The sequence below is a fragment of the Bacillus sp. MHSD_36 genome (genome assembly GCF_030757775.1).
GTDB lineage: Bacteria > Bacillota > Bacilli > Bacillales > Bacillaceae_G > Bacillus_A.
Map to the genome: position 1 here is coordinate 227,447 of NZ_JAVBIS010000002.1, position 14,142 is coordinate 241,588.

Sequence of the window (14,142 nt, forward strand, 5' to 3'; positions counted from 1 at the left end):
TTAATTATTATAACATTTTCTTAATTTTCAATCTATTGAAACCAAAAATGACATAGATTAACTTGTTCCTTATTATATATCCATTAAAATATATTTGTATAATAAAGAAAGACCTTTTTATATAAAAAAGGTCTTTCTTTATTATACGAGACTTATCACTTTCGTTTTTGTAATTAAATCCTGAAAACCACAATTATCTTTGCGGAATAACATCATATATACGTTACATAATATTGGAATTCCAAGTAGTAATATGTTCGGTAATAACAATACAAAAAACCGTATCGTTAATGTTTGTAATGTTAACTTTTCACTCTTCAATGAAATTAATTTTATTCTTGTTACCTTCTTACCAAGTGTTATACCGTTCCAAATAAAGGGTACCAAAATAAAATATATTGCCATTAATATAAAAACTACTGCAAGATCATATCTATAATCGCCAAAACTAATATTAAAGCGATTAAAAATAGCACTATAATTTCCAGTCATAATAGCTACTACTGCACCATACATAACCGAAATTAAAAACATGTCAATTAGGGAAGCACCTATGCGATTCATTACAAGCGCTGGACGATGCATCTTTAACTTCATTTTTATGTCGACTCCTTCATATCCTTCTTTACCCGTCTCATCGTACCACTTCTAAAAAACATTGTAAACTAGCGTTTCTCTTACTTTTCTTGTACAATGTGTTACAACAGCATTGTAAAGGAGGTTCCCATATTGAAAAAATGGATAATCCTATTCGTCGCATTCCTATTAGCCGGTTGTGCTGGAAATACAAATCATATAACATATACGATTAACGATGAATACGAACTCATACGTACTTCTGGAAATGCATTTGAACTTTTCCCCACGCAAGATGCTGTATATGCCACACAATACATTCCTGCAAAAATTACAGACATAGCCTGGGATGATAAATACATTATTGCAAAACAAACTGAGGAAAAGTCAGATCCGAATAATCCTGACGCAGCAATTACAAATAAAAAAAGTGAGCATTATTGGATTATTGACGTAAAGCATAATAAACGTTTTGGTCCCTATAATGAAAAGCAATTTAATGAACAAAAAGATGCGTTTAAAATTAAGGTGCCTTTTCAAAGTGTAGATTCATACATAAAAGAACAGAAAAAACAGTCAGCATAATATTTTCAGTGCTGACTGTTTTTTCTTACATATATTTAAAAACAAATTACTCAGAAAGTGAGATGTTAAAAGTTTGTGGCTCTGTTACAACATCTTGCGTTTCTGTATCTGCTGCGACTACATTATCTGTTGTAAACTTAATATTCTTTACCTTTTCTTTTCCATCATCAAGTATTAACCCGATAATACCATCTCTTGTTTCACCTGGCTTATAGTCTTCTCTAGATACATTCTTTGTACCAACGAGCGTATCTTCATCATATAAAAAGTTTTGAGTTGCTACTTTAAAATGTTGCTTATCATTAATCGCAACATCATTCATAGAGAAAAATTGGATATTTTTATTCCCGCTATTTTCCACTTTATATGTAATTTCAACGTAACGAATCGTATCACTAATCTCTGTTCCACTTAGCGATGCATATAACTCTGCATCTTCTTGACTTACTTTATCTCCTAATCTACGCTTTACTTCTTCAGGAGTTAATGCCGTATATACTTTTAATGTATCTTTTGCATCTTTACTCATCTGTGATAAAGAGATTACTTTCACATCTTGTACGTGAATTTTCATTGGTGCTACTTCAAATGTTTGATTCACAGAATGAATCTGTTCTAACTTAAAAGTACCCCAACCTGTTTCTTTCACTTTTTGTCCTACTTTTTTCAGCTCACGCCCGCCATATTCTTTTGTTTCAGGAATAGACTCTTTCTTCTTTGGTTCAACTTTCTTTTCTTCTTGATGGAAGCAACCACTTAACATAAGAAGAAAACTACATAAAACAAAAATACTTTTCCATGCTTTCATCATATAATTTCTCCTAACACTATCATTCATTAATTTAAATTAGTCCCTTACTTTGTAAACTATAGAAACAATGAGAAGTCCACAAAATGAACTTGTCAGTCCAGATACTATTATACCTCCTATTTGGAAAATATGAAAATAGGGATCTGCGAACGCGTGAACGACAAATATAAGAACTGCCACAATGATTGCCGAAATCCAATACTTCCTTTTTTCTGAAGCTATCATAATATCTTTCCCTGTTTCATCTTTATACTTCCATAGTACGTACAATAATAATAATAATAAACCAATACATGTACTCCCGTGTTGCATATATTTATACACTGGAATACTATGTAATTCTCTTTGTAAAAATGGTATTTTCTTAACGAAGTAGCCCGTATTGTGAGTAAACGCATCCCAAACGACATGCGTGAACATACCAAATAAAGCAGAGTAGCAAAATACAAAGAAACCCTTCCATGTATGAAGCCTCCACCTCTCATTTACTGCATATATGTAGTAACCAGCAAACGGTTTAGGTAAATGTGTTATAAGTGGCTTTTTTAAAATGTAATGATACATATATGCGAGCAGAAATACAAGTGATAAATTTAAATACAAGAACCCAAGCCATGTATGCCCAATAACACCATACGGTCTAAAGTGTAAAAAATATTCAAAATCAGGCGCCATACTCCCTAATGTAAGAGCCGTTACTGAAATATATTTGGACTGTTTTTTCACAAAAGGAAGGACTGCTGCTGGATGCGCAAATGTAAACGGCATGTTTTAACTCCTTTTTATAATTACAATAGATTACATACTATCATAACGACATGAATAATCTACATGCAATATTTATTTTCACATTGGAATATGATAGTTTAAATGATATAATCCACATAAAATATTCAGAAAATAAGAAGGACTCATGTGCCATTAACAATGGTATTTGCTACTTTTTTAGAATCAAAATCCGTTATGAATTGAGGTTTATATATTGATTGACGTACCTTTTTTAAAAAATGTCACATTAAAAAAAGAAAGTATCCCTAGTTTTTCCGCATATCCTTACTGTTTACCGGCTATCCGAACATTACACTCACTAGCTTTCCACCCAAATGTAACATTCATTATTGGAGAAAATGGAACGGGTAAATCAACATTACTCGAAGCAATTGCTATCACTTTAGGATTTAATGCAGAAGGTGGAACGAAGAATTTCCGCTTTAGTACAAATGATTCACATTCATCTTTACATGAATACCTTCGCATTTCAAAAAGTTTCAATACACCAAACGATGGTTTCTTCCTTCGCGCTGAATCATTTTATAACGTTGCTTCTTATATTGATGAAATAGATGCTATAAAATCTTATGGCGGTGTTTCACTTCACGAACAATCCCATGGTGAATCATTCTTTTCATTATTTATGAATCGTTTTTCAGGACAAGGTTTATACATTTTAGATGAGCCTGAGGCCGCTCTATCACCAATGAGGCAACTTTCCATGCTCATTCGAATGCACGAACTAGCGGAACAAGGTTCACAATTTGTTATCGCGACGCATTCTCCTATTTTAATGGCTTACCCTGAATCCACTATATACTCTTTAACACAAGAAGGGATTCACAAATCCGCCTTAGAAGACACCGAGCATTACCAAACGACGAAACTTTTCTTTGAAAATCGTGATCGATTATTTCATCATTTATTCAATGCTTAAAAAAAAGAAGCAGCGATTGCTGCTTCTTTTTATAGTGCTTCTATAAATAATGCTACCCCAATACCGCCGCCGACGCATAGAGAGGCAATCCCTTTTTCTAACCCGCGTCTCTTCAGTTCATGAATTAAACTTACAGTAATACGAGCTCCTGTACAACCGATTGGATGTCCAAGTCCTACACCACTACCGTTTACATTCACTTTTTCACGATCTAAACCTAGTTCTTTCTCTACAGCTAAGTATTGCGCAGCGAAAGCTTCATTAATTTCCAGTAAATCTGCATCTTCTAATGACCAATCTACTTTTTCTAATCCTTTACGAATTGCTGGCGCTGGTCCAATACCCATAATTTTCGGATCTACTCCAGCTACTGAATATCCAACAATTCTAGCTAACGGTTGTAAGCCTTTTTCTTTCGCTTTTTCTTCGCTCATTAATACTAGAACCGCACTTCCGTCATTCAGGCCAGATGCATTACCTGCAGTTACTGAACCGTCTTTACGGAAAGCTGGTTTTAATCCAGCTAATTTTTCTGCTGTAATATCCGCACGTGGATGTTCATCCTTTGAAAATACTACTTCTTTTCTACGTTCTTTTATTGTAATAGGAACAATTTGATCGTCAAAGTATCCAGACTCGATTGCCTTCAGCGCCAATGTATGACTGCGAAGAGCAACTTCATCTTGTTCCTCTCTTGTAATTTCATATTGTTCAACTAAATTTTCCGCTGTTTCCCCCATCATAATATGATGAATCGGATCTTCTAACACTTCCCACACCGTATCACGAATTTCTCCGTGCTGTAGACGTTGTCCCCAGCGGTGCTGTTTCAATGCATAAGGGCTTGAACTCATTGCTTCTACTCCACCTGCAATAACGACATCACTTACACCTAATTGAATTTGCATTGCAGCTGACATAATTGCTTGCATACCTGAAGAACATTGGCGTTGGATTGTATACCCTGTAACTGTGTCAGGAAATCCTGCCGCTAATGCAGCTGTTCTTGCAGTATTTGCTTCATCAGTTCTTTGAATACAATGACCTAAAATCACTTCATCAACTTCGTGTGGTTCTACCCCGCCTCGTTTTACAGCTTCCTGAAGTACAGGAACAGCTAATTCTACTGGCGTTACATTTTTTAGCGCTCCCCCAAAAGTTCCAATTGGCGAACGAACTGCAGCTGTAATAACAACATTATGCATTTTGCACTTGCCCCTCTCTTATGTACCCTAGTCAGTTTTTAGGTGAAATTCCATAAGATGTATGTCTACATCTATCATACTATAAACATACTAAAAAATCAAAATATTTAATATAATAAAAATAGAAGGAATTACCCTTCTATTCTGTTAATGCATATAAAAATTTTTGTAAAATTTTCTCTGTCGTTTCATTCAATTTTGGTAACTTATCTACTGGAAAATATTGAAGCTTCAATCCCTCATGATCAATTCTTAATTCTCCACTCACATGATGCCCTTGATACAGATGAATAACATTAAAAATTTCATCCCCATTAGGATAACGGAAATATACTTCCTTTCCTGAAAGGACACCAAGAAATTGCATAATTTTTGCTTGTAGCCCCGTCTCTTCGAATAATTCTCTGCGAGCAGTTTCTTCCGTCGTTTCTCCTAGTTCCATCGCGCCGCCAGGTACACCCCAATCATATGTATCTGAACGATATTGAAGCAATACTTCTTGATTATCATTTAATATAATAATTGCTGACCCAACGAGAATAAGTGGCCTTGTCCCAACGACTTTGCGTAACTCTTCAATATACCCCAATATGTAAACTCTCCTTTCCTCACCCTTCCTTATCATAACAAAATTCCTCTCATTTTGTTGATGTAATTTTAAAGAAAAAAAGGAAGCTTTCGCCTCCTTTTTTCACCTTTATTTCTTAAAACTTTCATATTTTACAGCTTCAAAAGCTTCTTCAATTTCATCATTACGATAATGGACATATGTAAAACGCCCTAATTCTACTAATCTTGCTATTTCTTGTAACGCTTTTTGTTGCTCATATGTTTCCTCTAATTTAATATGTACATAAAATTTCATTAATGGATGTTCATATAAAGGCTCTCCCACCTCTACATATACATCTTCCACCCCTTGCACAACTCTTACGTAACTTGCAAATTGATACAGTGCTTCTCTGTCTGAAACGATTTTTAATGTATACATATATTCTCCCCCTTTTCTTTACTATATCAAAAAGATGATCACACTACGCTATAGAACTATGAAAATTTTTCGACTTCTAATCTAGACATTCGCGTAATAAACAAGGCGTTTATCCATACATAGTACCTTTCTTACACATATATTATAGGAAGAATTTTTTCAGTTGAGGTGTTCCTTATGGATCCATACGTCAATATATGTATTTGCATTACTCCAGGCGCCGATATTTCTAATGATCGTATCGCAAAAGATTTAGCAGTTGCAGAGTCAATTTGGCACCCGATTACATTTCAAATTCAAGAAGTAATTATTTTAAATGAACTTTTTCGTTTTTCTGACCGCGAAATTAGTTATAAAAATTCTATTCAAAGCCAGGAAAAATTAGCATCCTTTTTCCAAACTTGTGTAAATGAAGCTCCTGAATGCGACCTTTATATTTGTTACATTGGCAGTGATTATTTCAAAGAAACAGCAGTAATTGCCTGTGCTTACTCTTTAGCAAAACAACAGCAACTTACCGGTTATATCGTTTTAACAAATTCGGCTGCTCCTATGAAAAATATATATACGCTCGCTCACGAAATTGGTCATATTTTATTTACAAGACGTGTTCACGGAAAACTTACTCACGCAGATCCTCATTCCCCAACTGGCTCAGAGCACCATCCTTCTCCAACAAATCTTATGTATCCTATCGTACCTCGTCCTGAAAATGTCCATATTCAATCCCTATTAACGAACGAACAAAAGGCACTCTCTTTACAAAGTGTTTTATTGCAAAGAAAAAAACAGTAACGATTTTGTTACTGTTTAAAACAATAGATTCCAATCAATAAACCAAATTTCGGCTGCAACGGATGCAAATATACAACTAAACATAAATACAATTACTCTAAAAATCTCTATATAATATTTCTTTGGAAATAATTTTTTGCATATCCAGAGCAGCTACTTTCCTATTAAACCGAAGAACAAAATATATCATAATATTTATAATACGCAGTATAAATATAATTTATATATATGATTATCCTTTTTATTTCTAGAGCTTCTTCTTAGAAATACACTCTTACTATTTGTTCAACCATAAATATCATAAAAATTGGGATTCCTAAAACAAGTAAACCAATCCAACCAAGAGACCGAACATTCACAATCGTTGTTATCAATAGCATAACTCCTCCAATTAAATATCTTCCTAATTGAGGGAGTTCATATAAAGGAAAACTGTACCAACCCTTTAAGAACATTATTAATATTGGTAAATAAGTGAGTATTACTGCTCCAAATAGCAGTAAGCCTTTTTTCAACATACTCCTTTGAAAACTAGCACCTCTTAAAAATAAAACCCCTCCCATAATCATTAACAGTAAGATAACCGGATATCCTATTAATCCTATTAAAGAAATGGTATAAGGTTCATTTAAATTTCGAAATAAAAGATCTGGAATAGTCCAATAGCATAATATACTCATAACAGCTGTAGCTAGCCATCCTAAATTCCGTTTATAATCAACTTGTATTTCTTTTACAAGTTGATTTGCATATTCCTTTGGTGAATCACCAAATATATCCTCTACATTCTTGCCTCTTTTTTCACCTTCAGTTAAATGCAATTCTGCATCTTCTAAAAAGGATTCAATATCTTTTTCACTTATCCCCTTTACCGTTAAATAAGTACCTGTATTTGCAAGGAAATCTCGTGACTCTTGAGAAAGCATCGCATTCCCTCCTTCCAAATTACTAATTTACACTTTTTCTCTCCTCATTTTTGAAAGACCATCGCATTAATACATATAAACTTCCATACAGAAGTAAAGATTCTAACATTCCCATGTATGGACTTTTCTCTCCCAATCCTTTAAATACAAACATAATGAATAGCGGAACAATAACAGTTAATATCCCAATCCAGCCAAGTATGTATGCTTCTCCAATTAACAGTACTAACAAGATAACTCCAGCTAGTATATAACTTTGTATAGTCGTTAATTGTAATACAGGTGTCCCATACCATTTATTCATAAACATTAATAATACTAGTAATAAAATTGGTAGCAAAGATGCCACATAAAGAATGCCAAATTCTATTAATTTACTCTTAAATGACGACATTTTAAAAGCAAATATAATTCCTACAATCGTAATCATTAAAACAATTGGGTAGCCAATTAATTGTACATTCGTTAATGTAAATTCATGATTTGGGCTTTCAAATAAAATATTTGTAAGTAACCAATACCAATTATCATTCCTAAGATACTTTTTATACTCCCGCCTTTATCTTTATCCTTCTCCATCTCTTTCGCTAATTCTTCCGCATACTCTTTTGGTGAATCACCAAATATATCACTTACCGTCTTTCCCTCTTTCTCACCTTCTATTAAATGAAGCTCTGCATCTTCTAAAAAGGCATCCACATCTTCTTCTTTCATTCCTTTTGTTATTAAATACACTTTCGTATCAATTAAAAACTTTTCTCCTTCTTTAGAAATCTGCATGATCATCCCTCCCTTATTAAACCGTTTCTCTTCTATTCGTCTTCATCATAATTTCAAGGAAAATTAAAATAAATAAACTTCCGTATAAACATATAATTTGAAATAACATTGGAACAAGGTCTTCTGATGTAAATGTTTTAAACAGTAACATAATCGAAAGCGGGATGATTAAATATAAGTTTTTAAACCATCCATTAAAATATATATTTATTGCTACTGTAATGATGAAAATACTACCAGCTAATATATAACTTTGCATTTGGGTGAATATAAACATTTTTGTAGGATAAATCACATCTAATATCGTTACAGCCCCTATTAGAAACATTGGTGCGATTATGACTAACGACCACATAGCAAACCATGTTTTTGTAAAACTTGTTACGAAAGTCATTTTACGAAGTAGAAAATTAGGACCTATCACAACTAAAATTAATGACAAACTATATCCAACGCACTGAATAAGTGACATCTGTAATAGTCCGTTATTCACTATTAGAATAGAAGCAATAATCCAAAACGATACGATATTCATTACTGTAAAACCAATTTGCTTCCACGTTTCCTGTCTATCTCTTTCCATCACTTTTACAAGTTCATTTGCGTATTCTTTCGGTGAGCTTCCGAAAATTTCTTCTACACTTTTCCCATCACTCTCACCTTCTATTAAATGAAGTTCTGCGTCTTCAATAAAGCTTTCCATATCGCTTTCTTTCACACTCTTTGCAGTCAAAAACAACCTCATATCTAATAAAAACTTTCGTGCTTCATTTGATAGCATTATCTTCTTCTCCCCTTCCCTTCAAGTAGACGTTCCACACTACTTTGCATCGCTTCCCAGCGATCCATAAATTCATCCAGTGCATCTTCGCCATCTTCTGTTAACGTGTAATACTTCCGTTTTGGACCAGATGGGGATTCCTTCATTACACTTTTTATGAATCCTTCTTTTTGCATTCGTATTAATAACGGATAAATACTTCCCTCACTCGCCATTGTAAAGCCATACTTTGCTAGCTTCTCACTCATTTCATAACCGTATATTTCACCTTCAGAAATAATAGCAAGTAAGCATCCTTCTAAAATCCCTTTCAGCATTTGACTTGTCGACATAATTCAAATCCTCCTACTATCTTGTTTTACAAGATAGATAAGTGTAAGTATCTTGCTTTACAAAATAGTATAGCAGAGACTATTTTGCAAAACAAGATAGCTAACAATATTTTTCCAAATCTTTGCAGGATTTTTCTTATCCACTCTCTAAATAGAGCAATATGAGAACTTTATTACGAAGGGATGTTTTTCATCATGGTTACAAATCGAGTTGTTTTTTTAACAGGTGCTGCAAGTGGTATTGGATATGAAATGGGAAACGCTTTTGCAAAAGAAGGGGCAAAAGTTGTTATTACCGATCGTCTTGAAGAACGTGCAAAAGAAGCTGCTGAACAACTACAAAAAGAGGGCTTTCAAGCTATCGGCTTAAAATGTGATGTTACATCCGAAGAAGAAATAGAAGCATCCATTTCTCAAACTGTTACTCATTTCGGTTCATTAGACATATTAATTAATAATGCAGGCATGCAACACGTTTCACCAATTGAAGATTTTCCAACCGAAAAATTCGAGCTACTAATTAAAATTATGCAAATCGCTCCTTTTATCGCCGTTAAGCATGCCTTTCCCATTATGAAAAAGCAAAAATATGGCCGAATTATTAATGTAGCTTCCATTAATGGCCTCGTTGGATTCGCTGGAAAAGCTGCTTATAATAGCGCAAAACATGGTGTAATTGGATTAACAAAAGTTGCCGCTTTAGAAGGGGCTACTCACGGAATTACTGTTAATGCGCTTTGTCCCGGTTATGTCGATACCCCTCTCGTACGGAATCAATTACAAGACTTGGCCACTACACGAAATGTACCACTTGAAAATGTTTTAGAGGATGTCATTTATCCACTTGTCCCACAAAAACGCTTATTACAAGTACAAGAGATTGCTGATTATGCGATGTTTTTAGCGAGCGAAAAAGCTAAAGGTATAACTGGACAAGCTGTCGTTATCGATGGTGGTTATACTGCTCAATAAAAAATAAAGTTTGCTCACGAAGAGCAAACTTTATTTTTTATCGCGAGGATCATCATACTGTAGTAATTGCCGTGGCAACTTCTCTATTGCAACAATTACCCCATCTAATTTACTTTCAATTCGATGAAGTAAATATAATGTTACAACAATTGGAAACCCTACATTACCTATCATCTTGATCCACTCTTCCATCTTTTTCTCCTCCTTTCATTATATAAATAAGAAAAAAGAACACATTTAGGCATAGAAAAACAAGCTATTATGTATTAGCTTGTTTTTTCAAACAATGATGCAATTTCTCGCTTATAATCTCCACGTATAATACCTTGCTCAGTAATAATACCTGTAATTAATTCATTCGGTGTTACATCAAATGCAGGATTATAAACAGTAGTTCCAACTGGTGCGACCTGTTTCCCAAAAATTTTCGTAACTTCTGTTTCATCTCTTTCTTCAATAACAATTTCTGCACCTGTTTGTTTCGTAATATCAAATGTAGATAGTGGAGCTGCAACGTAGAACGGGATATCGAAATACTTTGCTAATATAGCTAAATTCATCGTTCCGATTTTATTTGCTGTATCCCCATTTGCGACAATTCGGTCCGCTCCTACAATAATTGCGTTGATTTTTTTCGTTTGAATAGCATGAGCTGCCGTATTATCTGTAATAAGTGTTACATCAATACCTGCCTGTTTTAATTCCCAGGTCGTTAAGCGACCGCCTTGTAAAACCGGTCTCGTTTCACATGCATATGCATGTAAATGTACACCTTTTTCTTTCCCAATATAAAACGGTGCTAATGCAGTACCATATTTAGCAGTTGCAATACTGCCAGCGTTACAAATTGTTAAAATGTTATCACCGTCTTTAAAGCATGTTAATGCATGTTCTCCAATACTCCGGCATACCGCTTCATCTTCTTGCTGAATACGAAGCGCCTCTTCTTCTAATATTTTTTGCGCTTCTTTTATTGTAGTAATTTCTTGAATAGATTCTCTCATACGATCGATTGCCCAAAATAAATTGACTGCTGTCGGGCGTGACGTCCCTAAATAATTACAATCTCTATTAAACTTCTTTTGAAATTCTTCAATATGTAAAGTAGTATATTTTTTTGATGCAAGCGCCAAGCCAAATGCAGCTACAATTCCAATTGCAGGTGCTCCTCGTACTTCTAGCATGACAATACTTTTCCATACCTCTTCAATCGTCGTTAATGTTTTGTATTCTGTGCTATGCGGCAACTTTGTTTGATTTAATACTGCAATGGCATCACCTTTCCAACTGACAGACCTCGGAATCGTAACAACTGTACTCATGCTTTTACCCCTCCAGAAACTGTCTGTTGGAATAATGCTCGGAACAGTTGAATATCAGCGTTCTTAGATTCATATTTTATTAGTTCTCTACCTAAGGATAACGCTTGTTTCTTAGCTTGAATTCTCGTTTCTTTATTTGCTATTTCATCTAAATCAGCTACATGTGCTAAGCCAATTGTTCTTCGGATAAGCTCACATCCAGCAAATCCGACCACATCCGTAAAAATATTTTGCAAAATAATCGGCAACCATTGTTTCTCTTTCGTATATGCTTCTACACCTTCTCCAATCCATAACTTCGTAAAAGTGTCTACGAAATAGCTCCATGTTTTCTCAATATGGAAAAATAGCACACTTCTCTGTTCTTCCTCTCTAGATAGAGCATTTAATAATAGATTTGCAATAAATTGCCCGATGTCAAATCCAAATGGACCGTACGTTGCAAATTCTGGGTCAATCACTTTCGTTTCAGAAGGTGATGAAAAAATACTTCCAGTATGTAAATCTCCATGAATGAGTGCCTCTTTTCTCGTTAAAAATTTATATTTATATTGCGCTACTTTTAGTTTTAAAGTTTTATCACTCCATAGTTCATCTACAGCCAATTGTAACTCCGACTCATAATCATTCGTATCGTAATGCCCAAACGGATCTGTAAACACTAAATCTTCTGTAATTTTGCAAAGGTCTGGATTTACAAATGTACCTTCTAGTACCTTTTTCTCTTCTGACTGTAAACCAAAATCTGAAGTATAAAATAAAACATTCGCTAGAAAACGACCGATATGCTGGGATAGAAGTGGATACTCTTCTGCATCTATTAATCCTTTTCTTGTAATAGTTAATTTTGATAAGTCTTCTATGATTGTTACCGCTAATTCTTCATCATGACTATACACTACCGGCACATATTCCGGCACATACTTTGCAAAAATTTGCAGCGCCTTACTTTCAATCGTCGCTCTTTTTATAGACAACGGCCAGCTCTCACCAACTACTTTCGCATATGGTAGTGCTTGTTTTATTATAATAGACTTCTCTCCATCATCTAATTTGAACACGTAATTTAAATTTCCATCTCCAATTTCATGACAAACTACATTTGCTTTCTTTTCAAAATAGCCATGTTCTTTCGCATATTGTACAGCGGTTACTTCTGTTAATGAATAATATCCCATCGTCTTCTCCCCCTTTTTTTAATTCAGAGGTTTTTCTAACACAGAAAAACCTCTTTCCACTAAGAAAGAGGTTTGAAGTTTATCTTCTCCCCTCTTATCTGCCAGAAAGTTTTACTTTCTGCTGGAATTAGCACCGTGCCTTTTGGCGTCATAAACGCCCCATTTCACAATGGTATTACGGTCGGTTGCTGGGCTTCATCGGGCCAAATCCCTCCACCTGCTCTTGATAAGAGTTGTATAATTTTTTAGAATTTTTAACTTTATGTTGAAGACTATACCAAGAATAAAAATCACTTGTCAACATTTTATTTGTATAATTCTGGACGTCGATCCGCAAAAACTGGAATTCCTTTGCGTACTTCTTTAATTTTCTCGAATGTAAGCTCTCCAAATAGAATTGATTCTTCTTCATTTGCTTCTACAACAACTTCGCCCCAAGGATCGACAATTAAAGAATGGCCAGCAAACTCATTATTTGGATCCTTCCCTGCCCTATTACATGCTACAACATAACACTGGTTTTCAACTGCTCTTGCTTGTAATAGCAAACGCCAATGTGCTAAACGAACTAATGGCCATTCAGCTACAACAAATAAAACTTTTGCACCTTTAGCAGTATGAACGCGCATCCACTCCGGAAAACGAATATCATAGCAAATTGTTCCAGCACATTCTACATCATCCAACTTAAATTCACCAGTACGATTTCCAGCTATTAAATATTTATGTTCATCCATAAGCTGAAATAAATGCACTTTACTATATTCATTGACTAGTTCTCCTCTATTTGTTACAACATACATTGTATTTGTAACACCTTGCTCTGTTTGCTTCGCTATAGAACCACCGACAATATGTACACCATATTGTTTTGACCATTCTTTCAGCTTTTCTTTCGTTTCCAATCCATCCCTATCTGCAATTTCAGAGAGTCTCGTTAAATCATAACCTGTTGTCCATAGTTCTGGTAAAACGATAACATCTGGTCTTTCTTTCATCGCTTCACTTATTTTATTTTTAGCATTCTCAATATTTTTTTCTACATCTCCAAAGACAATATCCATTTGAATACATGCGACTTTCATTTTTTCAGCCCCATTCTTATTTTTTTCTTTACAAAATACTGGAAAGATTATATCATTTGTCACTAGAATTGTAACAACTTTCAAAAGAGGTGGAA

17 protein-coding genes, 2 pseudogenes and 1 riboswitch are annotated in these 14,142 nt (G+C 34.4%); of the genes and pseudogenes, 4 read left to right on the forward strand and 15 right to left on the reverse strand.

Translation table 11 applies throughout. The features are described from left to right. Positions 1-141: 141 nt before the first annotated feature. A complete protein-coding gene (locus Q9B79_RS09155) occupies positions 142-597 on the reverse strand; it encodes an RDD family protein (RefSeq protein WP_306183602.1) in 456 nt (151 codons plus the stop codon). A gap of 132 nt (positions 598-729) precedes the next feature. Here Q9B79_RS09155 and Q9B79_RS09160 point away from each other — a divergent pair, with 132 nt between their 5' ends. Further along, a complete protein-coding gene (locus Q9B79_RS09160) occupies positions 730-1,161 on the forward strand; it encodes a DUF3997 domain-containing protein (RefSeq protein WP_306183604.1) in 432 nt (143 codons plus the stop codon). Positions 1,162-1,207: 46 nt separating this feature from the next. Here the strand turns inward: Q9B79_RS09160 and Q9B79_RS09165 are convergent, their stop codons facing one another. Together Q9B79_RS09165 and Q9B79_RS09170 are read right to left on the reverse strand one after the other, a co-directional pair. After that, positions 1,208-1,972, reverse strand: a complete 765-nt coding sequence (locus tag Q9B79_RS09165; protein WP_306183606.1) for a hypothetical protein — start codon at positions 1,970-1,972, stop codon at positions 1,208-1,210. A 36-nt stretch (positions 1,973-2,008) separates the two neighbouring features. Continuing rightward, positions 2,009-2,740 (reverse strand): DUF4184 family protein, encoded by a 732-nt coding sequence (locus Q9B79_RS09170; protein WP_306183608.1) that lies wholly within the window; start codon positions 2,738-2,740, stop codon positions 2,009-2,011. Between the two features lie 214 nt (positions 2,741-2,954). Between Q9B79_RS09170 and Q9B79_RS09175 the strand changes: the two genes are divergently transcribed. Further along, on the forward strand, positions 2,955-3,680 hold the full coding sequence (locus tag Q9B79_RS09175) for an AAA family ATPase (RefSeq protein ID WP_306183610.1): 726 nt from the start codon (positions 2,955-2,957) through the stop codon (positions 3,678-3,680). 29 nt (positions 3,681-3,709) lie between these two features. On the opposite strand, the gene Q9B79_RS09180 is transcribed toward Q9B79_RS09175, so the two are convergent. From Q9B79_RS09180 to Q9B79_RS09190, 3 genes are all read right to left on the reverse strand, one after another. After that, positions 3,710-4,885 (reverse strand): acetyl-CoA C-acetyltransferase, encoded by a 1,176-nt coding sequence (locus Q9B79_RS09180; RefSeq protein ID WP_002194058.1) that lies wholly within the window; start codon positions 4,883-4,885, stop codon positions 3,710-3,712. Between the two features lie 139 nt (positions 4,886-5,024). Further along, positions 5,025-5,474: an NUDIX hydrolase gene (locus tag Q9B79_RS09185; protein ID WP_306183613.1), complete on the reverse strand. Its 450-nt coding sequence runs from the start codon at positions 5,472-5,474 to the stop codon at positions 5,025-5,027. Positions 5,475-5,582: 108 nt separating this feature from the next. Continuing rightward, complete coding sequence (locus tag Q9B79_RS09190; RefSeq protein ID WP_000288328.1) at positions 5,583-5,876, reverse strand: DUF3928 family protein; 294 nt, start codon at positions 5,874-5,876, stop codon at positions 5,583-5,585. Positions 5,877-6,053: 177 nt separating this feature from the next. Here Q9B79_RS09190 and Q9B79_RS09195 point away from each other — a divergent pair, with 177 nt between their 5' ends. Next, positions 6,054-6,671 carry an ImmA/IrrE family metallo-endopeptidase gene (locus Q9B79_RS09195; protein ID WP_306183615.1) on the forward strand — a complete coding sequence of 206 codons (618 nt, stop codon included), beginning with the start codon at positions 6,054-6,056 and terminating at the stop codon, positions 6,669-6,671. A 15-nt stretch (positions 6,672-6,686) separates the two neighbouring features. Here the strand turns inward: Q9B79_RS09195 and Q9B79_RS09200 are convergent. The 5 genes and pseudogenes from Q9B79_RS09200 to Q9B79_RS09220 all read right to left on the reverse strand — a co-directional run. Then, positions 6,687-6,857, reverse strand: a pseudogene (locus tag Q9B79_RS09200) (DNA-binding protein); the annotation flags it as partial. Between the two features lie 74 nt (positions 6,858-6,931). Further along, positions 6,932-7,597, reverse strand: coding sequence for a DUF1129 domain-containing protein (locus Q9B79_RS09205; RefSeq protein WP_306183617.1), 666 nt, complete (start codon positions 7,595-7,597; stop codon positions 6,932-6,934). A gap of 22 nt (positions 7,598-7,619) precedes the next feature. Then, positions 7,620-8,377: pseudogene (locus Q9B79_RS09210) on the reverse strand (DUF1129 domain-containing protein). 16 nt (positions 8,378-8,393) lie between these two features. Then, entirely contained in the window at positions 8,394-9,158 is a 765-nt protein-coding gene (locus Q9B79_RS09215) for a DUF1129 domain-containing protein (protein WP_306183619.1), read from the reverse strand. Continuing rightward, positions 9,158-9,490, reverse strand: a complete 333-nt coding sequence (locus tag Q9B79_RS09220; RefSeq protein ID WP_000107964.1) for a PadR family transcriptional regulator — start codon at positions 9,488-9,490, stop codon at positions 9,158-9,160. Before Q9B79_RS09220 ends, Q9B79_RS09215 begins: the two co-directional genes overlap by 1 nt. Positions 9,491-9,685: 195 nt before the next feature. Here Q9B79_RS09220 and Q9B79_RS09225 point away from each other — a divergent pair, with 195 nt between their 5' ends. Further along, positions 9,686-10,462 carry a 3-hydroxybutyrate dehydrogenase gene (locus tag Q9B79_RS09225; RefSeq protein ID WP_000258438.1) on the forward strand — a complete coding sequence of 259 codons (777 nt, stop codon included), beginning with the start codon at positions 9,686-9,688 and terminating at the stop codon, positions 10,460-10,462. Positions 10,463-10,492: 30 nt separating this feature from the next. On the opposite strand, the gene Q9B79_RS09230 is transcribed toward Q9B79_RS09225, so the two are convergent. From Q9B79_RS09230 to Q9B79_RS09245, 4 genes are all read right to left on the reverse strand, one after another. Continuing rightward, a complete protein-coding gene (locus Q9B79_RS09230; protein WP_000393331.1) occupies positions 10,493-10,654 on the reverse strand; it encodes a YvrJ family protein in 162 nt (53 codons plus the stop codon). Positions 10,655-10,728: 74 nt separating this feature from the next. Next, complete coding sequence (mtnA, locus tag Q9B79_RS09235) at positions 10,729-11,784, reverse strand: S-methyl-5-thioribose-1-phosphate isomerase (protein ID WP_306183623.1); 1,056 nt, start codon at positions 11,782-11,784, stop codon at positions 10,729-10,731. Further along, entirely contained in the window at positions 11,781-12,962 is a 1,182-nt protein-coding gene (gene mtnK / locus Q9B79_RS09240; protein ID WP_306183625.1) for an S-methyl-5-thioribose kinase, read from the reverse strand. Before mtnK ends, mtnA begins: the two co-directional genes overlap by 4 nt. A gap of 91 nt (positions 12,963-13,053) precedes the next feature. Then, a riboswitch (SAM riboswitch) is annotated at positions 13,054-13,195 on the reverse strand. A 72-nt stretch (positions 13,196-13,267) separates the two neighbouring features. Then, positions 13,268-14,131 (reverse strand): carbon-nitrogen family hydrolase, encoded by an 864-nt coding sequence (locus Q9B79_RS09245; protein ID WP_306184796.1) that lies wholly within the window; start codon positions 14,129-14,131, stop codon positions 13,268-13,270. Between the last annotated feature and the right edge of the window lie 11 nt (positions 14,132-14,142).